Origin of the sequence: Clostridium chrysemydis, from assembly GCF_015234215.1 — a bacterium.
GTDB lineage: Bacteria > Bacillota > Clostridia > Clostridiales > Clostridiaceae > Clostridium > Clostridium chrysemydis.
Genome location: NZ_JADEKP010000005.1, coordinates 97,579 through 124,411 on the forward strand (window position 1 = coordinate 97,579; position 26,833 = coordinate 124,411).

A 26,833-nucleotide genomic window follows, 5' to 3' on the forward strand; every position below is an offset into this window, starting at 1 on the left:
TTATTATACTAATATATTCTACCTAATACAATAAAATCCCTTCTTTAATTGTAGTTTTCCTCAATTTTTGCGATTTTATCATAATTTTATGAAAAAAGGCTAGTTCACCCAGAAATGAGTCCCTAGCCTTTATATAACATACTATTTTAAAACTTCTACAGTCATATTTAATTTTTCACCGTTTATAGTTACTTCTGTGTAGTCAAACTCACCATTAAATATGATTTCTTTAGTTAAAGTTTCTTTCTTAATTGTATCTTGGAATTTCTTAATTACTTCTTCAAGCATTTCATTTCCAGCTACATAAAGGTTGATGTTATCTGCAACTTCAAATCCTTTTTCTTTTCTCATATTTTGAATTTTTGAAATTGTTTCTCTTACGTGACCTTCTTCTCTTAATTCATCTGTAATATGAGTATCAAGAACTACTCCCGTTTCTCCTTCACCTGCAAATGCAAAACCTTCCAGTCCTTGCATAGTTACAAGAATGCTATCTGAATCTAAAGTAATTTCTGTTCCTGAAACATTTATCACTTCTGTTCCACCGTTTTGGATTTTTTGTGCTAATTCCATTTGGTTTCTAGATGCGATTTCTTTTCTTATTCCTGGTATTAACTTACCATAAGCTTTTCCTAGTACTGGTAGGTTAGGCTTTATTTCAAAGTTAACGTATTTAGAAAGATCTGCTCCAAACTCAATATCTTTGATGTTTAATTCGTTTGCTATGATATCACCATAGTAATTTGGAATTGAATCAGTTGATACTAGAATTTTTGAAAGTGGCTGTCTGTTTTTAACATTAGCACCGTTTCTAGCACTTCTTCCAAGTTTAACTATTGTGTAAGCTAAATCCATTTCTTTTTCTAACTCTTTATCTATAGCTTCATTGTTTGGTTCTGGCCATTTACATAAGTGAATACTTTCTGTAGCGTTAGAATCTAAATTAACTACTAAGTTTTGATATATCTCTTCTGTTATAAATGGTACAAATGGAGATGCAACTTTTGCTAAAGTAATTAATACTTTATTTAATGTTACGTAAGCTCCAATTTTATCATCAGTTAGTTCTGATGACCAGAATCTTGATCTATTTCTTCTTACATACCAGTTTGATAATTCATCAGTAAACTCTTCAATTGCAAGAGCTGAACCTGTTATATCGTATGAATCTAATCCTTTTTCTACTCTCTTAATTAGTGAGTTTAATTTTGATAAAATCCATTTATCCATTACGTTTTCTGATACGAAATCAGCATACTTATTAGGATTAAACTTATCTAAATCAGCATATAAAACGTAGAATGAATATACATTCCATAATGTGCTTAAGAACTTTCTTCCTGCTTCTCCAACATCATCTATTGAGAATCTTGTAGGAAGCCAAGGAGCACTTGCAGTGTAGAAATGCCATCTAGTAGCATCTGCACCTTGTGAGTTTAATACTTCAAATGGATCTACTACGTTTCCTTTTGATTTACTCATCTTTAAGCCTTTTTTATCTAGAACGTGACCTAAAACTATACAGTTTTCAAATGGGTTTCTATCAAATATTGCAGTTGAAATTGCAAGTAATGTGTAGAACCATCCTCTAGTTTGGTCAACAGCTTCTGAAATAAATTGAGCTGGATAGTTTTGATCGAATAACTCTTTGTTTTCGAATGGGTAGTGATGTTGTGCAAATGGCATTGATCCTGAATCGAACCAACAGTCTATAACTTCGTGAGTTCTAGTCATATGCTTTCCACATTTTTCACAAGTTAAATTTATCTTATCTATAAATGGTTTGTGAAGTTCTATATCATCTGGAACATCGATTCCTTTATCTTTTAATTCAGCGATGCTTCCTATACATTCTCTGTGTCCGCATTCACATTCCCATATTGGAAGTGGAGTTCCCCAGTATCTATCTCTTGAGATACCCCAGTCTATAACATTTTCTAAGAATTTACCGAATCTACCTGTTCTTATGTTGTCAGGTAACCAGTTAATTTTATCGTTGTTTTGAAGTAACTTATCTCTTAAAGTAGTCATAGCTACAAACCAACTATCTTTAGGGTAGTAAAGAAGTGGTGTATCACATCTCCAGCAGTGTGGGTATGAGTGAGTGTGCTTCTCTGCTTTAAATAATTTGTTTTCTTCTTTTAAGTAATCACAAATTTGTTGATCGCATTTTTTAACGTTTTTACCAGCCCAAGGAGTTACTTCATCTACGAAGCATCCAGCTGCATCAACTAAGTTCATAAATGCCATATTGTTTTTCTTAGCTACAAGGCTATCATCTTCACCGTATGCTGGTGCGATATGAACTATACCAGTACCATCTGAAAGTGTTACGAAATCACCGTGGATAATTTCAAATGCTCTTCCTTCTGGTTTGTGGAATGGTAGTAATTGCTCATACTTCATTCCTAGTAATTCTTCACCTTTAAACTCTTTAACTATTTCAAAATCTTCTCCTTCTGTTCCTAGAACTTTTGGAGCTAAATCTTTAGCTAAAATATAAGTTTCATCCCCTACTTTAGCTTCTATATAAGTGTAAGATTTGTTTAAACATAATGCTACGTTTGAAGGTAATGTCCAAGGAGTTGTAGTCCAAGCTAATATAAACTTGTTATCTTCTCCTTCTACTTTAAACTTAGCTACAGCTGTTAAATCTTTTACATCTTTGTATCCTTGTGATACTTCGTGTGATGAAAGACCAGTTCCACATCTAGGGCAGTATGGCATAACTTTGTGACCTTTGTATAAAAGTTCTTTATCCCACATTTGTTTTAACGCCCACCATACTGATTCTATGTATGGATTGTGGTATGTTACGTAAGGGTTTTCCATATCTACCCAGTAACCTATTTGCTTAGTCATTTTTTCCCACATGCTAACATATGTGAATACGCTATCTTTACATTCTTGTACGAATTTATCAACACCGTACTCTTCTATTTGTTCTTTACCTGAAATTCCAAGTTTCTTTTCTATTTCAAGTTCAACTGGAAGACCGTGTGTATCCCAACCAGCTTTTCTAATAACTTGGTAACCCTTCATTACTTTATATCTTGGGATTATATCTTTCATAACCCTTGTTAAGATATGTCCTACGTGTGGTTTACCATTTGCTGTTGGCGGTCCATCGTAGAATGTGAAGTATTCTCCACCTTGATTTAAATCAAAGTTCTTTTTTATTACATTTCTAGCATCCCACATATCTGAGATTTGCTTTTCCATCCCTACAAATCCATTTGTAAGTTCAACTTTTTTGTACATGTAAAAAAACTCCTTTCCTGATTGCTTAAAATTAATAAAACTCTATATAAAATGTTAAGTCTTACTTTCCTTATAAAATAAAAAAACCTCACCCTAAACTTATAGGACGAAGTAACAACTTTCTATACCACCTATTGGTATAATAATTAGAACTATTATAATAGTTTTCTTTCTATCTAAATTCTAATTTTAAATTCAAGTACAATATAATACTCTATCTTTTAACGCAAGATTACGGGTAAACTTAATAAGAAAATTCCTTTCAGTCACCAACTCATAGGTGATTTTCACTAATATTTGTTACAACTTTACACCAAACAGCTGCTCTCTATAAAACAATATTATTAATTACTTTTCCTAATCATAGTCTTTATTAAAAACCATTATATAGTATGCCTTTTAAAAAGTCAATTATACATAAAACTATAAAAAACTAAATAATAACCAATAATTATTATTATTTAGTATTGACTTTTAATTATCTCAGTGATAAACTAATCTCATAACAATCAATTTCAAAAAATAACTAAACAAAAATATATATAATAACGTACTACGGTTTTTAATTTTTAAAAGTAGGAGGACAAAACTTTGGAAAATAAAGATGTTAATGCAGAAGTTATGGATAAAATGACTAAAGTGTGTATTTGTAAAGCAATAACTAGAGACAAAATAAAATTAGCTATCAAAAACGGAGCTAATACTTTAGATAAAGTAAAAGAAGAAACTGGTGCTGCTACAGGGTGCTGTCATGGCTTCAGATGCAAAAAGAAAATTGAAAAATTAATAGAAGATCATGAAAATGGCGAGTTCTAATTCTAAACATTATTAGAATTTAAAATAACTTATAAAATTGACCACTGTTTTAAAAAAGATGTGATGTTACCCCCTCACATCTTTTTTCTTTGCATTTTTTTCCTAGAATTTTATAAATGATTTTACAAAAACTAAACTTATACAATTTAAAGGAGGTGCTTTTAATGACAGGTGAAAAGAAATCAGCTTGTAACAACCAATGGATTTCTACGCCAACTGACCCTAATATAACTGGCGCAGAGCATAGAAAGAAAAAAACAGCAGGTGATAATCAATGGACTTCAACTAATAAAAACCCTATGAAGTAAAAAATGCTACGCCTAAATTTAAGGCGTAGCGTTTTATTTTTTAATTAGTTTTCTTCACAAAATTTTTCTATAGCATCTGCAACTACTTTAGCGTGGGCTGCAGCTTGAACTACTGTTTTAGCTCCTGTAACAACATCTCCAGATGCAAACACACCTTCTCTTGTTGTACGCCCTTCTTCATCTGTTATCACAAGTCCCCATTTGTTAGTTTCTAATTGTTTCGTGCTTGAAACTATAACAGATCTAGGTTCTTGACTTATAGCTATTATAGTAGAATCACATTTAATGATTTCTTCGCTTCCGTCTATAGTCTTTGTAACTATTCTTCCATCTACTTCTTCATTTTCTGTTTTTACAGCTCTTATTCCGTCGTCTAATAACTCAAGAGGAGCTTTAAATAACATAAATTCTACTCCGTCTTCTTTAGCTTCTTCTATTTCTTTTTTAGTTGCTGTCATTTGCTCGAAGCCTTTTCTGTATACTACATAAACTTTTTTTGCACCGTTTCTCTTTGCAGTCCTAGCTGCATCCATAGCAACATTACCAGCTCCTATAACGCAAACTGTAGCTCCTAAATCATATACTTCTGGTGCTTTTAAATAATCTATTGCATAGTGAACGTTACCTAAAGTTTCACCTTTTATATTTAACTTTTTAGCGTTCCAAACCCCAGTTCCTATAAATACTGATTTATAACCATCTTCGAATAATCTATCTAAAGTTATAACCGGTCCTATCATTGTGTTTGGTCTTATTTTTACACCTAATGATTTTAATTGTTTTGATATATCATCAACTATAGTATTTGGTAGTCTATATTCTGGGATACCGTATCTTAATACCCCTCCTATTTTATCGTGAGCTTCAAATATAGTTACTTTAAATCCTCTCTTAGCTAATATGAAAGCTATAGTTATTCCAGCTGGCCCTCCGCCAATTATAGCTATTCTGTCTCTATTTGCTTCTGGTTTGTGGAATTTAGCACTTCTTAAATATTTTAAAGAAATCTCTTCTTCTATCTCATAAAAATGTATCGGTTCGCCTTTTATTCCTCTTATACAGTTACCTGCACATTGATCTTCGTGAGGACAAACTATGGCACAAACTGCTGATAATGGATTATTTTCAAATAAAATCTTTCCAGCTTCATCTATTTTATTTTCTCTATAAAGCTCTATTATCTCTGGAATATTTGTACTTATCGGGCAAAACTCCTTGCATCTTGGCTTCTTGCATAAAAGACATCTATTTGCTTCCTCTTTTAAAAATATTGACATTTTATTCCTCCTACTATTAGTCATTAGTAAAAACCTTTTTTATAATATATAACCTATCTAAATAAAATACAAGAGATATTATTTATTTAATACATTTTAGATAAATTGCTTTAAAGCTTTTTTAATGCTTAAATATAGTTAACTTTTATTTTTTAGGAGAGAATAATGAATAACAATATTTCAGAAGATAAAATAATTATTTGTACTTGCAGAGGTATTTCTAAAGCAGAAATTAGAAATTCTATAAAAAACGGTTCAAAAACTTTAAATGATATAAAACTTTCAACTGGTTCTGGAACGGGTATCTGTAGTGGTGCAGCTTGTACTTTTAAATTACTTAAAGTTATAGACTTAATTTTGAGTGAAGAAATAGAAAATTTAAAATAACAATCTTATGTTATAATCTTAAACGACTTATATATGAAGGGAGCTAATTAAATGGCTAGTAAATTCTATTTACATAAATTAAGCAAAAAAGCAAAAGCTGAACAAGGCAGACCTTGGATCTATACTGATGAAATTAAAGAATATGATGGTGAATATGAAAACGGAGATATCGTAGAGATTTATAATCATAAACATTACTTTGTAGGTAAAGGATATATAAATGATGCAAGTAAAATTGCAATCAGAATAATGACTAGAGATATAGAAGAAGAAATAGACTACGATTTCTTCAAAAAAAGATTTAAATCCGCTTGGGATTACAGAAAAACTGTAATAGATACTTCTTCTTGCAGATTTATCTTCGGAGAAGCTGATTTTCTTCCTGGTTTAACTGTAGATAAATTTGAAGATTACTACGTAATTCAAATCTCTACATTAGGTATGGATAAATACAGGGATATAATAGTTAAACTATTAGTAGATGAATACGGAGCTAAAGGAGTCTACGAAAGAAGCGATCTAAAAACTAGAGAAATCGAAGGTTTAGAGCAAAGAAAAGGATTCTTAACAGAAGAGTTTGATACGGATATAGAAATAATCGAAAACGGCGTTAAATACATAGTTGATTTAGCAAACGGACAAAAAACTGGATTCTTCCTAGATCAAAAAGAAAATAGAGCTGCAATTCACAGAATATGTAAAGATAAAGACGTTTTAGACTGCTTTACTCACACTGGCTCATTTGCTTTAAACGCAGGTATAGCCGGAGCTAAATCAGTTCTAGGAATAGATGTATCACAGCATGCTATTGATTGTGCTACTATAAATTCAAAGCTTAACAACTTACAAGATACTGTTAAATTTGAATGTCATAACGCTTTTGATGTACTAGGAGAATGGTCAAGAGAAGGTAAAAAATTCGACGTTGTTATATTAGATCCTCCTGCTTTTACTAAATCAAGAGATACTGTAAGAGGTGCAACTAGAGGTTACAAAGAAATTAATCTTAGAGGTCTTAAAATGGTTAAAGAAGGCGGTTACTTCGTAACTTGCTCTTGCTCGCACTATATGGCAGAAGACTTACTTAGAAAAACTATAGCCGATGCAGCGCACGATGCACATAGAACTTTAAGACAAATAGAATTTAGAACTCAATCATCAGACCACCCAATCCTTTGGAACTCTGATGAATCATACTATTTAAAATTCTTTGTTTTCCAAGTAATTTAACTTTAATAACCTCATTAAATCCTAGGTGTTTTTTCTGGGATTTAATGGGCTTTTTTTATGCTTTTATTTTCTTTTTATTTACATTTTATACATTGATTTCACTCTGTTCTAGGACTATAATAAAGTCATAAGTTAATGGAAAATAATTATTAATTAATAATTTTATTCAGATTTGTAATTAATGATTATTTCTAAATTAGGAGGAGTTAAAATGAAAAGTTTAAAAGGAACAAAAACTGCTGAAAATTTAATGAAATCATTCGCTGGAGAATGCCAAGCTAGAACAAGATATACATATTTCTCAAGCGTAGCTAAAAAAGAAGGATTTGTACAAATCTCAAATATCTTTATGGAAACTGCTGAAAATGAAAAAGAACATGCTAAAAGATTCTACAAATTCTTAAAAGATGATTTTAATGGAGAATCAATAGAAATAAATGCTGCTTATCCAGTAGAATTACCTTGTGATACAAAAACTAACTTAATCTTCGCAGCTGAAGGTGAGCACGATGAAAACTCAAACCTTTATCCTACATTTGCAAAGGTTGCTGAAGAAGAAGGTTTCCCTGAAATAGCATCTGCATTTAAAATGATTACTCTTGCAGAAATAGCACACGAAAAAAGATATAGAGCATTAGCTAAAAATATAGAAGATGGAACTGTATTTAAAAAAGAAGATAAATTCACTTTATGGAAATGTGATAACTGTGGATTTATATTTGAAGGTGCTGAAGCCCCTGTTAGATGTCCAGCTTGCTTACACCCTCAAGCATACTTCGAAGTATGGAAAGAAACTTATTAAAAACTATCCTAAAAAGACCTCTGCATTTGCAGTGGTCTTTTTTAGTTAAAATAATTTTTTAATTCATCATCATAATTCCAAGCAAGTACATGCTTTGGATATCCAAAATTACTTGAATCTCCAACTTTTAAAAATACTTTTCTTTTAGAACTTAAAAGTATTTCGCTTCTTATAGATTTTAATATACTTTTTATAGTATCTATAAATTCTAAAGCTTCTTTTCTTAAAGGTTTACCCCAAGCTGCTATAATAACATCTGATTCTTTAATAGCTTTTAAAATATATTTATTATTCTCTTCATCAGATAAATTTTTGTTTGTTATATCGTAATTTGAAAGTATGTTTACTATATTTATCTCTTTTATATCTTTTTTATTTATTTTTAAAGATAAATATTTTAAAACCCTTTTTATAATTTTATTACAAAAGCTCTCATTCACTCTTCTAGGATGATTTGTAATTATTAATATTACTTTTCCAGAATCGTTTACCTTCATATTAATCATATATTGTCTTTCATACTTCTCATCCTCAAAAACATCTATACATCTACATTTTATAGTCTTTGTATACATGCATTTAACCATACAATATACCCCTTGATTATTATTGTTAATTATCTAATTTAGTTTATAATATGTCCTTCCTTGTATTCTGGTACAATATTTGTAACACTTTTTTTAATAGCATACGAAACATCTTCTAAAAGATTTAATTCTTTCATCACTCCATAATGCCTAGCTCCGCTTATAAAGCTAATTATATCCTTATTATTTTCATATATATACTTACTAGTTTTAGCTATATCAGTTAATTCAATTTTTCCTGTAAGCTTTAACATTTCATCAATTATATAACCTCCACAAATGAAATCATCCATTGTAAAATTACCATTTGTCCCCGCATTTACTATAATTGCATCCTCATTTATTTCTACTAATTTTTTTGCGACAGCTTGTCCGTTAAGCATAGATGCAACAAATACTCTCTTAGCATCTTTGCAGTCAGTTAAAGTTCTAGTTCCATTAGTAGTAGACATTATAACTGTTTTTCCTTTTACTATTTCTTCTGTGTATTCTAAAGGAGAGTTGCTTAAATCAAATCCTTCTATTTTTAGTGCTTTCCTCTCCCCACCTAAAATATACTCTTCTCTTTTTAATTTACTTGCCTCTTCTAAAGCATCCTCTACTGTAAGGCAAGGTATAACTTCCTTGCATCCATTCATAAAAGCAGTAGTCATAACAGTTGTTGCACGAAGCATATCTATTACAACTACTACCTTATCTTTTATGTATTCTTTATTTATATGTTCTGGTGAAACAATAACATCTAATTTCATATCTATCCCGCCTTTATTTTAAATTAATATAGGGTTATCACAACAAACTTTAGCGATAACCCTTAAAATTTTTATTTAAATTTTTTACCTTGATAAACATCGTTGTCTTCAAATGCTTTATCTATAGCATTTAAAACTTCCCATTTTTTAAGACTCCACATAGGTCCTATTAAAAGTTCTCTAGGTGCATCCCCTGTAAGTCTGTGAACCACCATATCTTGAGGTATTCTCATAACAGCTTCACAAAGTAAATCTATATAGTCTTCCTGACTTAAGAATTCTAATTCGCCTCTTTCATAAAGCTTAACCATAGCTGTGTTTTCCATAAGGTGAAGTAAGTGAAACTTAACTCCTTTAGATCCAGTGTGAGCTACGTAGTCTATAGTTTTAATCATATCTTCTTTTGTTTCTCCAGGTAATCCAAATATACAGTGAGTAACAAAATCTATATTTCTTTCTTTTAATCTCTTTATAGCATCTTCGTATACTTCTAATTTATATGCTCTATTTATTTTTCTTGCAGTTTCATCAGAAACTGTTTGAAGTCCAAGCTCTACCCAAACATATAAATCTTTACTTATTTCTTCTATTAAATCTAAAATATCATCATCTAAACAATCAGGTCTAGTAGCTATAGCAAGTGCTACTACTCCCTCTTTACTTATAGCTTCTTTGTATTTTCTTTTAAGTTCTTCTACTGGAGCATACGTATTAGTGTATGCTTGAAAATACGCTATGTATTTTCCACTTTTCCATTTTTTACTCATCATTTCTTTAACGTTATCGAATTGATCACTTATTGATAAAAGCTTATTTCCAGCATAATCTCCAGATCCACTTTCACTACAGAAAAGGCAACCTCCAGTAGCCTTAAAGCCGTCTCTATTAGGGCAAGTAAACCCTCCATCTAAAGAAATTTTAAATACTTTTTCTTTAAATTTTTCTCTAAGGAAATAATTTAAATTATGATATCTTTTACCATTCCATTCCTTTTTCATTTATTCCTCCAAATATTTTCATCTGTTATCTTTATACCTATAATATCATAAGTTAAGTTTTATTTCTGTAAATTATATTTTATCTATAGTGTCTTCAGTTACGTCTATAATATATTGACCTAAAAGTTCTTGAGATATATCTTTAGCCCCCTTTGCTTTATCTACAGTTATGATTATGTAGGATTTAATTTCATCAAAAAATTTAATACTGTATTTATCTAAAGGGAATATACTCTCTAAATCTATTTCGCTAGGAGTTCCATTTGGATTTTTATAAATTTTAAGTCCTAATGACTCCTTTCCTCTTTTACTATACTGAACTAGTAATTCGTTTTCCTCTTCTGTAAAAAACATCTCTTTTATTTCCGTATCTTTTAAGATATCATAACCAATTATTTTTTGTGCAAGAGGTTTTTCAAAAACTTTTCTTAAAGAGTCTTCATCTACAGGGGACTCCTCTAAAAGTTCTTTTCCTGAATAAATTTTTCCCATAGTTACGTTAGCATCTTCAATTAGTGCTAAACCTAAAAATGAGTCTTTACCATTAGTTGTAGAGAAAGCTATCCTTCCTCCAGAATAACTTATACCTAAGTTTTCAAATTTATTTTTAGGTACATTATCTTTTTGCACCCCTATCCTATCTTCCTTTGGAAATATCTCAACAGGCAAATCCTTCATTCTAAGAATTACATCACTACTTCCTGTATCTGCTGTAACCATCCTAAGTTCTTCACCCCTTACGAATACTTCTTTTACGTTGCTACTATTAATTTCTTCTATTTTATATTCATTTCCTTTAATATTTGAAACCTTTAAAATATACTTATCTAAATCACATCTTGGTTTTTCTTTATTTACCTTAGAAACATATATTTCTATATAAACGCTATTGCCAGTTTCTGTGATCATCCCTGGTACAAAGGAAGCTATACTAAGCCCTTTTCCTATTTTAAAGTCAAATTTTGAAGCAAGTTCAGGAGATAATATATCTTTAGCTCCTTCAAAATCGCCTTTTTGTAGCCTGCCCATATACTCTAACGCTTTTTCTTTAGCAATATCTGCTCTAAAGTAGTCTATATTTTCTTCTCCACTTCCTACTCCTTTAGAGCAGCCTACAACAAACAATAATAATAAAACTATACATAAAAAGAATTTTCTTTTTCTCATAATATCCCACCTATCAATAGTTCTTTTATAATAGTTTCCCTTATTAAAATCCACTTATTCAAAATATAGTAGAATAATTCTAATTATGTAACTATATATTTGTTATATAGCATTAATATTTGGAGGAATATTTTTTGAAAAGAGAAATTTTAAAGATTTTTCAGATAGCTGCAGTCTTTATAGGAACTATTGTTGGTGCGGGACTCGCTTCTGGAAAGGAGATTACTGAGTTTTTTACGACATTTGGAATTTATAGCTTTATCGGAATAATATTTTGCGGACTATTTTATGTTTTTATGGGAAGAATTATTTGCAAAATAAGTATAAAGTATAATTTAGAATCCTATAGTGATATGATTCACAAGATAAGCCCTAACTTTTTTGGAAAGATAACAGGTATTACAACTACGTTTTATCTAATATCTAGTGCATCTATAATACTAGCTGGTAGTGGCGCCCTTATTCATCAGTTTTTTGATATTCCAAAAGTAATCGGAACTTTAATTATGATTACAATTTCAGCCTTCTTTCTTTTAAGAGAAACAAACGGGCTTATAGAAATTAACTCTATAATTGTGCCAACTCTTATAGTTACTATAACCACTATAACTTTGTTATATATTTTTAAAGCACCTGAATCAATATCTATAACAAATTTAATGAGTATAGTTCCAAAAAAAGAAAGTGGCATAGTGGTATCTACTATACTTTATTGTGGCTATAATATACTTTGTTGTTCTGGTGTTTTAGTTCCTCTTAGTGCAAGTATAAAAAAATCTAGAACTATGACTTTAGGTGTTTCACTAGGTGCAATACTTTTAGCAATCCTTTGTGGAATGCTAAACCTTTTACTTATGGTTAATCAACCTGAAATATATCAGTTCGAAATTCCACTTTTATTTGTAGCAAATAGATTTAGTACAGTTATACAAGCACTTTTACTTATGGTAATACTATTAGAAATGTTCTCAACTGAAGTTTCAGATGTATATTCAATAGGTAAATCATTAGAACAAACTTTTAAAGTGCCATTTAAAAAGGGGATCTTTTTAGTATTATTTATAGCTTTCCCTATTTCATTAATAGGATTTGGAAATCTTATAACTACTCTATATCCTATATTTGGTTTACTTAGTTTAACTTTTATATGCCAATGTATATGGTTTTATTTTAAAAACAGAAAAATCATGTAAAAAAAGGATGTTGAATTTTAATTTCAACATCCTTTTTAAATAGTTATAATAATCTAACCACATTTTCTACAGTTCTCTCTAAATTTTTAGCTCCATCTTCTAAAGCTTCTTTTAAAGTTATAACTCCTGGAGTTATTCCAAAAATTGCAGTTACTCCAACTTCATATAAGTTTTCTGAACCTTCAAGGACTCTTCCTCCAAAAGCAATTGATTTTACGCCTAAATCTTTTGCTTCCTTTGAAACTCCCATAGGAGTTTTCCCAAATATAGTTTGTGAATCTATACTACCCTCTCCTGTAAAAAGGTAATCAGCTCCCTTTAACTTTTCTCTAAGGTCTGTATGTTTTATAACAAGTTCTATTCCTCTTTTAAGCTTTCCATCTAAAAATCCAACAAGTGCGGCTCCAAGCCCTCCAGCCGCTCCTGAACCTTTTATATTTTTAATATCTTTACCTAAAGTTTCATATACCTTATCTGCATAATGGTTTAAATTATAATCTAATTCTTTAACCATATCTAAGGTTGCTCCCTTTTGAGGACCAAATATATAAGATGCTCCAAGTTCTCCACATAGGGTGTTACTTACGTCGCATGCAACTTCTATATCTATACCTTTAAGTCTTTTATCTAAATTAGAAACATCTATAGTTTGGATTTTTGAAAGTTCTCCTCCTCCAAAACCTATTTCGTTACCATCTTTATCTTTAAAACTTCCTCCAAGGGCCTGAACCATTCCTACTCCGCCGTCGTTTGTAGCACTTCCACCTATTCCTATAACTATTTTATTCGCTCCAAGGTCTAAGGCTTTTTTAATTATTTCTCCTGTTCCATAAGTAGTTGTTATCATAGGATTTCTTAACTCTTTTCCTATTAGCTCTATCCCACTAGCTTCTGCCATTTCTATAACCGCAGTTTTAGAATTTCCAAGCATCCCAAAGTTTGCTTCTATTTCTTCCCCTAAAGGATTTTTCACAGTAGCTTTATACATTTTTCCATTTGTTGCTTGAACTAATGCACACACAGTACCTTCTCCACCATCTGCCATAGGTACTTTTATACATTCTGCATCTTTATATATCTTTTTTATTCCTCTTTCCATAGCTTCGCAAGCTTCTTTTGAAGTCATGCTCTCTTTGAAAGAATCTGGTGCTAATACGAATTTCATAATTTCTTACTCTCCTATCTATAATTCTCTTATAAAATAAATCCAAATATTATAGTAGATACAATAGTCATTGATAAACCTACTAATGATTCATATGGTATAAGTTTAAGTCTCTCATTCATTTCCATAGCTACACTACCACCTGTTGCATGGAAGAAGCTTCCGTGAGGTAAGTGGTCTAAAACTGTAGCCCCAACGTGAATCATAGCTGCCGTTGCAAGTGGTGCTACTCCAAGCCCTACAATAGTAGGTCCAAATACAGATGTTGCAACTGCTGTTCCTGATGTAGTAGATGCTGTTGCAGCTGACATAAGTATTCCCGAAATAGGTGCAAGTGCAAAGCTTGGAAGGCCTATCATATTTACACCTTCTATTATTAAATCTTTTAAACCCGAATTTGCTATTATTCCAGCTAATGTTCCTGTCCCTATAAGAAGTATTGCAACCCCTGACATCTTAGCTAATCCAAAGGTAGCATAACTATTTAAATGTTTTACTTTTCCCATAGCTATTATCCCTATAATTCCACCTACTGGTAATGCTATAAGAGGATCTATAGCTATATTTGCAATAGGTCTAAGCATTAATAAAACTATTGCCACAACCGGTCCTAGTATAGATGCAAAGAAACTTGGCATATCCTCTATTTCTTTCATCTTTTCTTCTTCTTTAACTAAGCTACCCTTAGCTTTTAATCTTTTTGATATAATACAAGTTACTATAATTCCAAAAATAGCTGGAATTACACCTGCTAGCATAACTGAAGTTAATGGAACTCCTAAGTTATCTGCAGCTGCTATAGTATTTGGGTTAGGTGACATTATGTTACCTGCCTTACCTCCACCTACCATAGCTATAAGTATTGCTGTTTTTGTTAAGTTTGATCTTTGTGCTATAGCAAGTGCTATAGGTGATACAGTTATTACTGCAACGTCTACAAATACACCTACCATAGTTAAAACTGTAGTTGCTAAAGTAAGTGCAACTAACGCTCTCGATTCACCTATCTTCTCTACGATAGTTTCTGCTATCTTAGCAGCTGCTCCAGATTCAATTAAAACACCTGCTAAAACACCAGCTGTCAAAATTCTAAGTATCGCCGGAATCATACCTTTTGCGCCATCCATCATTAATGTAACTGTCCCTGTAAGACCTGCGCCTCCAACTAAACCTCCAACTACTGCCCCTAAAATTAAGCCATATGCTGGGTGAACCTTTTTTATTATTAATACTATAGTAACTACTAATGCTACTATAGCTCCTAAAGCTGTTACTGTTATATTCACTTAAATTCCTCCAATCGTTTAATAATTGCATTATTTATTGTAATTGTTTAAGTAAACATTTTCATCGTTTTTATAACGATTTACAGTGTTTATTTTTGTTCATTTGCACAAATATCATCTAATTTATATCCTATATAACTAGACAGATATTGAAATAAATCAATGTAGTTTTCAAAACTGAGTTCTGTTATTTCTTCGATTTTAGATAACCTGTAGCTTAGAGTATTTCTATGAATATGAAGTTTCTTTGCTGTATTATTTTTCTCACCATTCATATCAAAATATGTAATAAAGGTATAAAAAAGTTCTTTATCTTCTCTTTTTAGTCTTTTAATTATTTCTTTATTATCATCTTTTCTAAAAAATTCTTCCATAAAATAAAATAGTTTTATTTTATTATAGAAAAATATATTTTCTCTACCTTTAAGTTTTTCTCCTATATTTAAAGCTTTTACTCCCTGTATAAAGGAATGATGGATAGTCTTTAGCCCTTCTCCAACTCCAATTTTTATATCAAAATCTTTTAAATAACTTAAAATCTTCCTACCTCTATATTCATCTTCATAATCGCAAACAGAAATTAATGCTATTCTATCTGACCCTATATTTATAAAAAACTCATCCTTAGATAGCTTTTTATCTAATATTTTCTTAATTTTTTCCTCTGCTTCTTTTTCATACCTTAAAACTATAGCAAACCTTTTTTTTGATATATCTATATTTAGCATTCTTCCTTTTTGAATAAAATCATCATCATATTCTTTGTCTGAATAAAGCAATTCGTAAATATATTCTTCTTTTAATTTCTTTTCAATCAAATACTCATTTAAAGAATACTCTTGATTAATTAAAAGTTCCGCTGTTATAGATACTATTTTAGAAAATTGCCTAACTTCTGCAGGCTTCCCTGTTATTCCAATCACACCTATAACATCTCCTCTAAAAAATATAGGTGTGTTAACCCCAGGCTTCGTTCCCCCGTTTTCTTTCTCAATTTCTATGCTTCTTTTTTGTTCTAGTGTTTCTAAAGCACCTTCGTGAACTCTACCTAATCTACTAGAGTCACCACTTCCGATTATCACACCTTTTTCATCCATTATATTTACGTTATACGGTATTATCTCCATCATTTTCTTTGAAATATCTGAAGCTAATTTTCTGCTAAGCATTTTTAAACACCACCTTCACTTAATACATCTAATTATATACTAAGTATATCTCTTTAAAAATAAAGCCTTCATAGATTAATATCTACAAAGGCTTAACTTTTTATTGCTTTAATTCTGCTATTCTAGTAACTCCTACATATATTTCTGAAATCTTATACCAAGTTTTATAGTCTACAACACCAGTTTTATTTAATCCGAATATACCTTGGAAAACTTTAACTTGCTGTGCTGATTTTTCTCCATAAATCCCATCAACTGCAACCTTTGGAATTAAAGGATAATTTCTAGCTATCCTATTTAATTCCCTTTGAACTTCTTTTACAGGCTCTCCTCTTGAACCTATAGTTAAGTTATATCCTGGATAAGATTCAGGTATTCCAGTAACCTTTTCTGCTGTAACAAGTTCTATATTATTTCCATAATAGTAGGTTAATATTTCAAAAGGTGTTTTCCCTTGATCTCCTAGATCCTTACTTCCCCACTGACTTAACCATTCTGGGCATTTTACATTTTTCCCATCGCAATATTGAGTTAAAAGAGGTTGCTTTCTAGCTATCCTTCTTACATATGTTGCAAATATTTCATCAACAATATCACTAATATTATCATACACATTTCTTCCATTAGTAAATGCGTGGTCGTATGCAGTAGAATTAGTTATTTGAAAATTCTTTCCTTTAGATCTATACCACTCTGTATATATTCTATTTAATGTAAATGAAATTATACAAAATACATTTGCTCTTATAGTATTTTCTGACCAAGTAGAATATATCTCGCTAGATGCTACATTTTTTATATAGTCTTTATATAAAACTTTATGATTTTTTCCGCTTGTATTATTTGGTCCTCCTTCATGAACTATTATATATTCTGGAACAACAGGTTTTGGTAAAACTACCCCACTTGAAGGTAGTGGAAGTGGTTTATCAACCTCTTCTGGGATTTTACTTGGAAAGTCTCCAACTTGTCTGTTTGGTGGTATAACTATAATATCGCTTCTTGTCGCTCTATTTCCTGTAGCTTCTAAATTACATTTTTGATATGCAGTTTCTTCTGGATAAATCTGACACCCTTCAATAGTTAGAGGATTATATCCCTCTCTTTCCACCTTTATATCACATAAACTATACGGAATACTTCCATCTGGTTTTTGAGAATAATCAAGTGGTGGTGCATCTAAATCTATAGTTATTGTAGAACCTGATGAGTCTGTAACTAACTCTACTGACCTCATTAATTTTTTCTTTACATTTTTTCTAGTAACTTCGGGTATAACTGTTATTTTGCAATTTTCAATAGGTATATAACTTTCACCATCAAAACACTGAACTCTAAGTCTTCCTTTTTGAGCCATATTTTACTCCTTAAACATTTCTATCTTATAGACATCTTATGCTTAACCTTTAGTTTTGTGATTATAATGGTTTTCTTATAAATAAGTTACCAACTTTGTATTCAGAATTGTTTCTTGAACTAGAAGCTCTAATATTATCAAATATTCCCTTCATATCAAGCATTCCATATCCCCACTCTCTGTTTGGATACATATCTCCCTCTCTCATTCTAGCTCCCCTAATCATATATGTGTTTAGCTTAGTTGAGTACATATTAGGGTCGTTATCTTCAACTATCCCCCACTGCATTAAAAGAGCTGCGCATCCTGCAAATACCGCTCCTCCTATAGAAGAACCTGAAGCGACATTTACCCCCCCGCCTGGTGCTAATACCTTTGCATTTATACCACCTGCAGCTATATCAGGTTTTACTCTTCCATCTCTTGTATATCCTCTTCCTGATTGACCTACAGTAGCATTATTGTTTTGATTGTAATAAGCAGATACTAATGTTTTTCTAGCTGTTGCTGGTATTTGTATTGTATTATATTGACTTGGATTTAGAAACTTTGTTTCAGGGTCTAATAATACTCTTTGCGGAATCCAAGAATCATATCTTCCATCAACTATATAGTCCCCAAATAACCTAAATTGCCATATTCCCTCTTTCAAATTTTTTATTTTAATTTTAATAACTTCATCTCCTGTTATTTCCTCTGGTATAACATAAGATATATTCATAGTAGTTCCTTCAAAAATAAATCTAACTTCTTCAGTTTGTTTTAGTTTAGCTGGTATTTTTTCTATAATTTCACCTGATGGAGATATTATAGATAAGGATACCTTATCTGGTTTTCTAAACCAAATTTCAAAATTTAAATTCCTCTGTCCTTTACCAACACTAAGTTCTATAGTTTTGTTATCACTTGTATTTTCTAAAACTCCTTTAGTATGAGTTGCTGAGTCTCCTTCATTTCCTACACAAGTAACTATAGCAAGTCCCCTAATCTTAGATAATTCATCTATATATCTTTCAATCATAGCACTTCCATCATGGGAACCTATATTGGTCCCTAAAGGAACATATATTATAGCTGGCCTTTTTATCCTTCTTATTTCTTCAAAAATATATCTTATTCCTAGTAATATATCTGTATTTTCGTATCTTCCTTCACCCACAGAATCTAGTCCAAAATCCTCTTGATACCTTTTACTTGCCTCTTTAAGCTTTACTATAATAAAATCAGAATCAGGTGCTGCCCCAGCTATTTCTTTGTTTATCCCTCTAGCCCCTATTATTCCAGCTACAGCAGTTCCGTGTCCTATAAAATCTTTAGAATTTACCTTTTGATATGGATCGCCTCCTGATGATTTTAATTTTATAGCTTCATTTATATCTTCTTTACTATAAACAGACCCAAACATCTGTGAATTTTTATTATTAGAATCTTCTACGCTTTGATCCCAGATAGACTCTATCCTTGTGGTATCATCTTCTCTCATAAACTCACTACTTAAAAAGTCTATTCCTGTATCTATTATTCCAACTAAAACTCCTCTACCATTTAAATTTAAATAAGGATTATTATTAAAAAGGTAAGCCCCCGATGCTTCAACTGGTGATATTTCGTTTAAGGTATATACCGGTGAATTTTCAACATAAACTATTCTATTTTTAAATTCAGTTTGAATCTTTTCTATATCTAAACTATCTGGATAATCTATAACGGCAATTTTGTCATCTAAATCATATATTTTTATTTCTGGATATTTTTCTGTAACTACACTTATATCACCTGCGTACTCTATTATTTTTCTTAGCCTTTCATCAGATCTCATACTATTTTGTGGCAAGTTTAAATCTTCTCTTAAGAGTTCAAAGGAATCGTAAGCACAAGCTGTTCCGTACCCCCAAATTATATTAGGATATATCTCATCTCTTCTATTTCTCTTAGCACTCTTTACTAAATAGTGCTTTAGCCTTTCACCAAACAAAAATTTATCATTTCCCTTAACTATCCCCCATTCCATAAAAAGTGCTGAAACCCCTGTAATATGAGGAGCCGCCATAGAAGTTCCTGTCTTAGAATCAAAGCTTCTATCTGGAATAGTTGAACTGATATTTTCACCTGGCGCTATTATGTCCGGTTTCTTAACTCCTCTAAATATACTTCCTCGTCCACTAAAAGGTGATATACTATTTGTAATACTGTTATAACTTCCTACAGATATTACATTGCTAACTGTAGCTGGTATTCCAAGAGTATTTTCAATAGTTGGTGCTAAGAACTTAGTATTTTTATTAAGCCCTTCTGAAATAGGAAGCCAAATATCATAATTTCCTTTATATTCGTTTATTACATTTAAAGTTAGTTTCCAAGTTCCCTCTGTTAAGTACTCTCCTTTTGAAACTATACTGATTATAACTTCTCCTACTAAATCAAAAGGTTTAGGTCCAGATACATACACAATAATCTTATTCCCATCTACTACCCCTTCATTTAATCCAGTTTTTAATATAATAACCTCACTCTTTTTACCTGTTGGTGCAGTTATTTGAATACTTAAATCCGGCAAAACCTCTTGGTATAATTCTAATTCTATTGATTTTTCATCACTAGCTACATTTATATCTATATTTTGTGAATTCCTCAGAATTCCACCTACATGATGAGCTGCACTACCCTCGTTTCCTGCCGCTATAACTATAGTTACTCTCTCTAAATCACAAACTGTACTTATATATTTTTCTAAAAGAGATGAACCGTTATGGGCTCCATCATTAGTACTTAAACTTATGTTTATAACTAAAGGTTTATCTAATTCTTTAGATCTATCTATTAAAAACTTTATTCCTCTCATTATTTGAGTACTTATAGTAAACTTTCCTCTAGTTGCCTTTACCATCATAATTGATGATTTAGGAGCTACTCCATACTGATTTACAGGAATATTTCCACCAGCGCAAGCTATCCCCGCTACATGAGTTCCGTGTCCAATCAAATCAAAAGATGGAACTATACTAGTATCATCTTTTGAAATAGCTTCATTTATTTTGATTTTATCAAATACTTTACCACCTAAACTTAAATCCCAAATATAATCTACCCTAGTAGTACCATCTAAGTTTCTAAAGGCAGGATGCATATAGTCTATTCCAGTATCAATAAATCCAACTTCTACACCTTCTCCTAATGTATCAAAAGTACTTTGAGCTTGCTGTACACAAATAGCACGATTGCTTTCATAATCACTAGTATACAAAGTTTTAGGTAATTCTATATATTGAATAGTTCTAACACTCTCTAATTCTCTAAGTTTATCCACAGGAATATTAACTATTCCATATCCATAACCTAAATCTTCATACCTTCCCCCTAAGTTATCCACATTTTCTTTTATTTTATTCACATTATCCCCACTTATTATAACAACTTCAATTTCGCTTTTATTTATCAGTTTATTTGGAAACAAATTAATCTTTTCTGCAAGATTTCTATCTATGTCCTTTAAGATATTTAAAAATCCACCTAATTTATTTTTCATATTATTTTCTCCAAAATTTATTTTTAAACCTTATATAATATGATTTAAAGAATAATTTTGCGATAAATAAAAAAACACCTAAACCTTTGTTTAGATGTTTTTTCTATTAAAGTATTATTTCAACTCTATCAAGCTTTGCTATTACATTAATGTCTTGTACGTTCATAGTTTCAGTCATAGGTCTTCCCCCATTACTCATAACTAGAACCTTAACACTATCAAGTCTTCTAAGCTCTCTTATTTTATTTTCACCTTTGTAGTTTATAAGATAAAAACCATTTCCATTCATCTCTGTTACTAGATGACCGAAAACTAAATCATTTTCTATCATTCTAAATCCAGACATCTCATCATCTTGTACTTTTAAATAAAGTACTTTATCTTGAGCATATCCTTCTACTTTGTTTGAATGAATAGGAAGTTCTTTATAACTTAATGCTTTTCTTAAAGAATAATCGTAGATAGGAACATTTTTTAATACACTTGAAAATGCATTTTCCCAAACAGCATCCTTTTCTATTTTAGTTTTAACTTTAGGTTTGCTTTTTTCTAATTCTCTTCTTTCATTCATTAAGTCCTCATCAGTAACTACCATACTGATATCATTTAAATCTGTATTTAATACCTTAGATGCTCTCGTTATAAAAGATTCTTGAACTACTTTTCTTCCAAGTTCAACATCGTTTAGATATTTTTCAGAAACACCTAGCTTTTTTGCTAAGACTTTTTGAGGCATATTCGCTTTAAGTCTAGCTTCTTTTATTTTGTTTCCAACTCTACTCAAGTCTTATCTCCCCTTTTGTCCTTTTAAATACATCTCTCTTTCTTCAATAAGATGATTAATTAAATATTTAAATGACCAGTTATTAGATAGAGGTGTTACAACAGCTAATACTCCACCTTTTACAGCATTTCTAACTTTTTTAATGATAGCTTGAACTTCAGCATCAGAAAAATCGTTAAATAATATTGCTTTTTCGTTTGGAACTTCTTCTATTATTAAATCCTCTTCTTCATACTCGTCATTTGCTATATGCTTAATCTTTAATGTAACTTTTTCAGGAGTAATTTCCTTTACTTTACCTAAAAGTCTTAAAGAATTAATTTCATCTTTTGAAAGACCGTGAACTAACATACATTTATTTCTTTGCATAACAAATACCTTCTTTACTCTTCTATTACTTCAGGTTCTTCGTGTTTGTAGTCTCCTAAATCAACTGTAACCTTCTTCATAACTTGATCTTCGTAAGGTCTATCATACATATCAGTTTTTTGTTTTACAACTTCATCTGCAATATTTTGACCTTCTATAACTTTTCCAAAAGCTGCGTATTGACCGTCTAAATGTGGAGCATCTGCTACCATCATAAAGAATTGGCTTCCTGCTGAATCTGGGTGCATAGCTCTAGCCATTGATAAAACACCTTTACTATGTTTTAAATCATTTTTAAATCCGTTTGATCTAAATTCACCTTTTATTCCATATCCAGGGCCACCCATTCCTGTTCCTTCTGGGCATCCACCTTGGATCATAAATCCTGGTATTACTCTATGGAAGATTAATCCATCATAAAATCCTCTTTCTACTAGGTCTACAAAGTTTTTAACTGTGTTTGGAGCTATCTCTGGATATAATTCTGCTTTTATAACTCCTCCGTTTTCCATTTCAAATGTTACTATTGGATTTTTCATAATTAAAATCTCCTCTCGTTATTAAAACTATATTATTAATATTATCCTTAATTATATATATAAATTCACTTATATCTAAACTTAAAGATAATAGGTATATATACTGAAATTATATATCATTTACTTCTATTTATAAAGAAAGCGTTTTATTAAAAATTAAAAATATGTTTTCTATCTATATATTTAGGTTTTAAAACATAAAAAGCTACTATCTTAATAATTAAAAGACAGTAGCTTTTCATATAATATTAATTTTTCACTCATTCTGTTACCTCATAATTAATTTAAGAATGTAGTTCCCATTACAACTCTTGCAAAATCGCTGTAGTTTGTTAAGTTATTAACATTTATAGCGTTAAAAATAGCTTCTCTTCCATTTTTGTTTATTAGGTCACTGAATAGACAAGTTAAAAATGTACTAGGTACTCTTTCCATTCCAGTAAAATCTAAAGTAACTCCATCATTTAAATTTTTCTTAATCTCTTCTCTTAAAACTATTGCATCCTCTATACCAAAGTTGTTTCCTAAAAATTCTCTTACATTAATCATCATAATAAATCACCTCTTAAAATTTTTAAATTAATTGTCTTTTTCAAATTTTCTGACAATTCTCTCTTCACCTATAATATACCAAACCCCAAAATGTTTGTCAACTATTTAACAAACATTTCGAGGAATTTTTCTTTCTCATCTATATGTATGTTATTAAATCATTAATAATACTCACTTTATACTATGCACATAATAAAAAAAAGTGAAGATTTAATCTCCACTTTTAAATAAATTTCCTAATATTTTATAAGTTTCTTACTTAACTCTAAAATTTCTTCTCTTTCACAAGAATTATAAAAAGAAATTTTTCCTTTTTCTTTTCTATCTGTTAATAAATCTGCTAATTCCAGTCTCCTCTTAACCTCATTAACAGTCCCTTCTCCTCCATCTATAATAGAAACTTCATCTCCTAAAACTTCGCTTAAAGTCTCTCTTATAAATGGATAGTGAGTACACCCTAAAACAACAGAGGCTATATCACCTTTATTAAAATCTTTGAATTTATCTTTTAGATAATTATAGACATCTTGGCTACCTAAATCACCTTTTTCAATAAATTCAACAAGTCCAGCGCAAGGCATCGGTACTATTTCTGCATCTCTTTCATATTTGCTCATTAAACTTTTAAACTTTTCTTGTTTTAAAGTAAAAGGAGTTGCCATTATTACTATCTTTCCTTTTTTTCCTAGCTTAACTGCTGGTTTAACTGCTGGTTCTATCCCTACTATAGGTACATCTTTATACGTTCTTCTAAGTTCAGAAACAGCTGCACTAGTTGCTGTATTACAAGCTACTACTATAGCTTTTGCACCTTTATCAAATAAAAAATGAACTGCATCAAATGTTAAATCTCTAACTTCTTTCATATCTCTTGTTCCATAAGGAGCATTTTTTGAATCCCCAAAATATATGTAATCTTCATTTGGCATAAGTTTTAACGCTTCTCTTAAAACGCTTAATCCTCCAACTCCTGAATCAAAAAATCCTATTGGCATATCCTTCTTATCCAAAGCTTAATCACTCCTGTCTATTATCATCTTGCTTTTAATTTTATTACTTTAAAATAAATAAATCTATATATAAATTTAATTTTAATACTTTATCTTAATACTATAAATTCAATTATTGACTATAATCACTAATTATAGTAAAATCTTTTTAAATATTGCGAATGTTATCATCTATTTATTGATTTTTATTCGACTTTATATGGAAGGATGTGAACATTTCTACACTTATTATTCTTTTATGTGTAGAATACGACTTATGATTGAAAATATGATTTATACAATACCTAGCAATCTTCATAACAAAGAAGACTTATCAAAAATACTATTAGAAAATCCACAAATTAGATTTGTTTCATTAGTAGGTATAGATCTTGCCGGCAATGATACTGACGAAAAAATACCAGTTAAACTTTTTTTAGACGATATGGAAGCTTTCTTACATGGTGTAGCTGTTCAGACTGACGGTTCATCGGTTGTCCTACCTAAAATAGCAACTCTTAACGATGCTAAAGTCGATATGATTGCAGATTTAGAATGTAATTGGTTTGTTGACTATAATTACGATAATATAGACCCTATAACAAACAAACCTGTTGGTACTTTAAGAATACCTTGTTTCTTACATCACAATAGCAAAGCTGTAGACTCTAGAAACATCTTAAAATCTTCAATAGAAACATTCAAATCAACTCTTTTAAATCTTTTTGATACTAATCCTAGTATCTTAGATTGCTATAATATCACTAAAGATGATATAGAGGAACTAGTGATAACTTCTGCAACCGAACTTGAATTCTGGGTAAAAACTCCAAACGATACAGCAAATATAGAAGACCTTTCAACTTCACAACACCTTTGCGAGCATTATTGGAATCGTACTAAAGGTAATGTTAGAACGGCACTTGAAAAAACACTTGAACTTATGGAAAAGTATGGCTTTGAACCTGAAATGGGTCACAAAGAAGTTGGTGGAGTTCGTGCAAAACTTGAATCTAGCGGAAAATTCAACCATATAACTGAACAATTAGAAATAGATTGGAAGTATTCTTCTGCACTTCAAGCTGCTGATAATGAATTATTTATAAGAATTCTTATAGCTGAGACTTTCAGAAGAAATGGTCTTGATGTTACATTTATGGCAAAACCTATAGAAGATGTTGCAGGTTCTGGTATGCACGTACACCTTGGAGTTAGTGCTAAGCTTAAAGACGGAAGAAGAATTAATATGTTCCACGTACCAAAGGACCATTATTTAAGTAAAATAGGCTATGGTGCTTTAATGGGTATGCTTAAAAACTATGAAGTTATGAATCCATTTATATCTTCAACTAATAATTCACTTAAGAGACTAAAACCAGGTTTCGAAGCCCCTGTATGTACAGTTACTTCACTTGGACTAGCCCCAGAAAATCCATCAAGAAATAGAACAATATTAATAGGTCTTATACGTGATTTTGAAAATCCACTAGCTACAAGATTTGAATTAAGATCTCCAAACCCACATACAAATACTTATATAGCTATGGCCGTATCTTACCTTGCTATGTTAGATGGTATTTGTTATGCAGCAACTAATAATAAATCTCAAGATGAATTATTAAATGAATTATCAAAAAAAGCTGGAGAAGATGCAACTTACCTTGAAAAAGATAGAGCTTACAGAAGTGAATATGATGTTTTTGAACACTTTACTGAAGAAGAGAGAAATTCTTATTTCGGATTTGTTCCTAGAACAGTTTTTGAAAACTTAAATCAACTTGATACTAATAAAGATAAATTAAATTGCCTAAAGAGAAACCCTGAATTTAATGATAAGATAATCGAAAGCTTTAAAATAGGATCTCTTTCAAGGTGGTCTATGGAAATCCAACATAGAGTTATAAATAATTATATGGATTTAGTAAGAAACTATAGAGCTCTTCACTCACTAGATAAGGCTTTAGATTTAGATATCTATAATTGGACTGAAATTAATAAATTAAGACATTATATTATGAAAGATACTTCAAACAATAAGTCGTTATTTACAAAAATTAAAAATGCATTTTCTATAGAAGATTATGAAAAAGCTTCAGACCTTTATGTAGAACTTGAAGATAAAATGAAAGACCTTAGAGACCTTTATAGCTCTTATGAAAAAAATATATTAGACCTATAAAATAATTTAGAGATACATAAAAATATGTATCTCTTTTTGTTTTACTCTCATTTTAACAAATTATCATAAATAATGTTTATTTTTTTATTGATAAGTTTATTTAATTAGTTTAAAAATATTAAATAAACTAATTTTTATGT

General features: G+C 30.5%; 23 protein-coding genes. 7 read left to right on the plus strand and 16 right to left on the minus strand.

Annotated elements, in window-relative coordinates; translation table 11 throughout:
- Positions 1-141 precede the first annotated feature (141 nt).
- On the minus strand, positions 142-3,261 hold the full coding sequence (gene ileS, locus INR60_RS13170; protein ID WP_194191969.1) for an isoleucine--tRNA ligase: 3,120 nt from the start codon (positions 3,259-3,261) through the stop codon (positions 142-144).
- Positions 3,262-3,852: 591 nt separating this feature from the next.
- Here ileS and INR60_RS13175 point away from each other — a divergent pair.
- Positions 3,853-4,077 (plus strand): (2Fe-2S)-binding protein, encoded by a 225-nt coding sequence (locus INR60_RS13175; RefSeq protein WP_374707707.1) that lies wholly within the window; start codon positions 3,853-3,855, stop codon positions 4,075-4,077.
- Positions 4,078-4,241: 164 nt separating this feature from the next.
- Positions 4,242-4,385 carry a hypothetical protein gene (locus tag INR60_RS13180; protein ID WP_194191970.1) on the plus strand — a complete coding sequence of 48 codons (144 nt, stop codon included), beginning with the start codon at positions 4,242-4,244 and terminating at the stop codon, positions 4,383-4,385.
- A gap of 44 nt (positions 4,386-4,429) precedes the next feature.
- Here the strand turns inward: INR60_RS13180 and INR60_RS13185 are convergent, their stop codons facing one another.
- Entirely contained in the window at positions 4,430-5,662 is a 1,233-nt protein-coding gene (locus INR60_RS13185) for an NAD(P)-dependent oxidoreductase (RefSeq protein ID WP_194191971.1), read from the minus strand.
- 165 nt (positions 5,663-5,827) lie between these two features.
- Between INR60_RS13185 and INR60_RS13190 the strand changes: the two genes are divergently transcribed.
- The 3 genes from INR60_RS13190 to rbr all read left to right on the plus strand — a co-directional run bounded on the left by INR60_RS13190 (position 5,828) and on the right by rbr (position 8,081).
- Positions 5,828-6,049, plus strand: coding sequence for a (2Fe-2S)-binding protein (locus INR60_RS13190; RefSeq protein WP_194191972.1), 222 nt, complete (start codon positions 5,828-5,830; stop codon positions 6,047-6,049).
- Positions 6,050-6,100: 51 nt separating this feature from the next.
- A complete protein-coding gene (locus INR60_RS13195) occupies positions 6,101-7,279 on the plus strand; it encodes a class I SAM-dependent rRNA methyltransferase (RefSeq protein WP_194191973.1) in 1,179 nt (392 codons plus the stop codon).
- Positions 7,280-7,490: 211 nt separating this feature from the next.
- Positions 7,491-8,081 carry a rubrerythrin gene (rbr, locus tag INR60_RS13200; RefSeq protein WP_194191974.1) on the plus strand — a complete coding sequence of 197 codons (591 nt, stop codon included), beginning with the start codon at positions 7,491-7,493 and terminating at the stop codon, positions 8,079-8,081.
- A gap of 41 nt (positions 8,082-8,122) precedes the next feature.
- Here rbr and INR60_RS13205 read toward each other — a convergent pair whose 3' ends face one another.
- From INR60_RS13205 to INR60_RS13220, 4 genes are all read right to left on the minus strand, one after another.
- Entirely contained in the window at positions 8,123-8,668 is a 546-nt protein-coding gene (locus tag INR60_RS13205) for a DUF1643 domain-containing protein (protein ID WP_194191975.1), read from the minus strand.
- Between the two features lie 38 nt (positions 8,669-8,706).
- Entirely contained in the window at positions 8,707-9,420 is a 714-nt protein-coding gene (locus INR60_RS13210; RefSeq protein ID WP_194191976.1) for a 2-phosphosulfolactate phosphatase family protein, read from the minus strand.
- 71 nt (positions 9,421-9,491) lie between these two features.
- Complete coding sequence (gene mnmL / locus INR60_RS13215) at positions 9,492-10,418, minus strand: tRNA modification radical SAM protein MnmL/YtqA (protein ID WP_194191977.1); 927 nt, start codon at positions 10,416-10,418, stop codon at positions 9,492-9,494.
- Positions 10,419-10,490: 72 nt separating this feature from the next.
- The gene (locus tag INR60_RS13220) at positions 10,491-11,585 is read right to left on the minus strand and encodes an outer membrane protein assembly factor BamD (RefSeq protein WP_194191978.1); all 1,095 of its coding nucleotides are present in this window, start codon (positions 11,583-11,585) and stop codon (positions 10,491-10,493) included.
- 134 nt (positions 11,586-11,719) lie between these two features.
- Here INR60_RS13220 and INR60_RS13225 point away from each other — a divergent pair, with 134 nt between their 5' ends.
- Positions 11,720-12,778 carry a YkvI family membrane protein gene (locus INR60_RS13225; protein WP_194191979.1) on the plus strand — a complete coding sequence of 353 codons (1,059 nt, stop codon included), beginning with the start codon at positions 11,720-11,722 and terminating at the stop codon, positions 12,776-12,778.
- Between the two features lie 43 nt (positions 12,779-12,821).
- Here the strand turns inward: INR60_RS13225 and INR60_RS13230 are convergent, their stop codons facing one another.
- The 10 genes from INR60_RS13230 to murI all read right to left on the minus strand — a co-directional run bounded on the left by INR60_RS13230 (position 12,822) and on the right by murI (position 24,520).
- Positions 12,822-13,943, minus strand: a complete 1,122-nt coding sequence (locus INR60_RS13230) for a glycerate kinase family protein (protein ID WP_194191980.1) — start codon at positions 13,941-13,943, stop codon at positions 12,822-12,824.
- 29 nt (positions 13,944-13,972) lie between these two features.
- Positions 13,973-15,229: a GntT/GntP/DsdX family permease gene (locus INR60_RS13235; protein ID WP_194191981.1), complete on the minus strand. Its 1,257-nt coding sequence runs from the start codon at positions 15,227-15,229 to the stop codon at positions 13,973-13,975.
- Between the two features lie 89 nt (positions 15,230-15,318).
- Positions 15,319-16,398 (minus strand): CdaR family transcriptional regulator, encoded by a 1,080-nt coding sequence (locus INR60_RS13240; RefSeq protein ID WP_194191982.1) that lies wholly within the window; start codon positions 16,396-16,398, stop codon positions 15,319-15,321.
- 100 nt (positions 16,399-16,498) lie between these two features.
- Positions 16,499-17,755: a peptidoglycan-binding domain-containing protein gene (locus INR60_RS13245; RefSeq protein WP_194191983.1), complete on the minus strand. Its 1,257-nt coding sequence runs from the start codon at positions 17,753-17,755 to the stop codon at positions 16,499-16,501.
- Between the two features lie 61 nt (positions 17,756-17,816).
- Complete coding sequence (locus INR60_RS13250) at positions 17,817-21,281, minus strand: S8 family peptidase (protein WP_194191984.1); 3,465 nt, start codon at positions 21,279-21,281, stop codon at positions 17,817-17,819.
- A 106-nt stretch (positions 21,282-21,387) separates the two neighbouring features.
- Positions 21,388-22,065, minus strand: a complete 678-nt coding sequence (locus INR60_RS13255) for a helix-turn-helix domain-containing protein (protein ID WP_194191985.1) — start codon at positions 22,063-22,065, stop codon at positions 21,388-21,390.
- 3 nt (positions 22,066-22,068) lie between these two features.
- Positions 22,069-22,434: a DUF3783 domain-containing protein gene (locus tag INR60_RS13260; protein ID WP_194191986.1), complete on the minus strand. Its 366-nt coding sequence runs from the start codon at positions 22,432-22,434 to the stop codon at positions 22,069-22,071.
- A 14-nt stretch (positions 22,435-22,448) separates the two neighbouring features.
- Entirely contained in the window at positions 22,449-22,973 is a 525-nt protein-coding gene (locus tag INR60_RS13265) for a peptidylprolyl isomerase (RefSeq protein ID WP_194191987.1), read from the minus strand.
- A gap of 279 nt (positions 22,974-23,252) precedes the next feature.
- Positions 23,253-23,525 (minus strand): STAS-like domain-containing protein, encoded by a 273-nt coding sequence (locus INR60_RS13270; RefSeq protein WP_194191988.1) that lies wholly within the window; start codon positions 23,523-23,525, stop codon positions 23,253-23,255.
- Between the two features lie 236 nt (positions 23,526-23,761).
- Positions 23,762-24,520, minus strand: coding sequence for a glutamate racemase (murI, locus tag INR60_RS13275; protein ID WP_194192059.1), 759 nt, complete (start codon positions 24,518-24,520; stop codon positions 23,762-23,764).
- Positions 24,521-24,791: 271 nt separating this feature from the next.
- Here murI and INR60_RS13280 point away from each other — a divergent pair, with 271 nt between their 5' ends.
- Complete coding sequence (locus tag INR60_RS13280; RefSeq protein ID WP_194192060.1) at positions 24,792-26,693, plus strand: type I glutamate--ammonia ligase; 1,902 nt, start codon at positions 24,792-24,794, stop codon at positions 26,691-26,693.
- Positions 26,694-26,833: the final 140 nt, after the last annotated feature.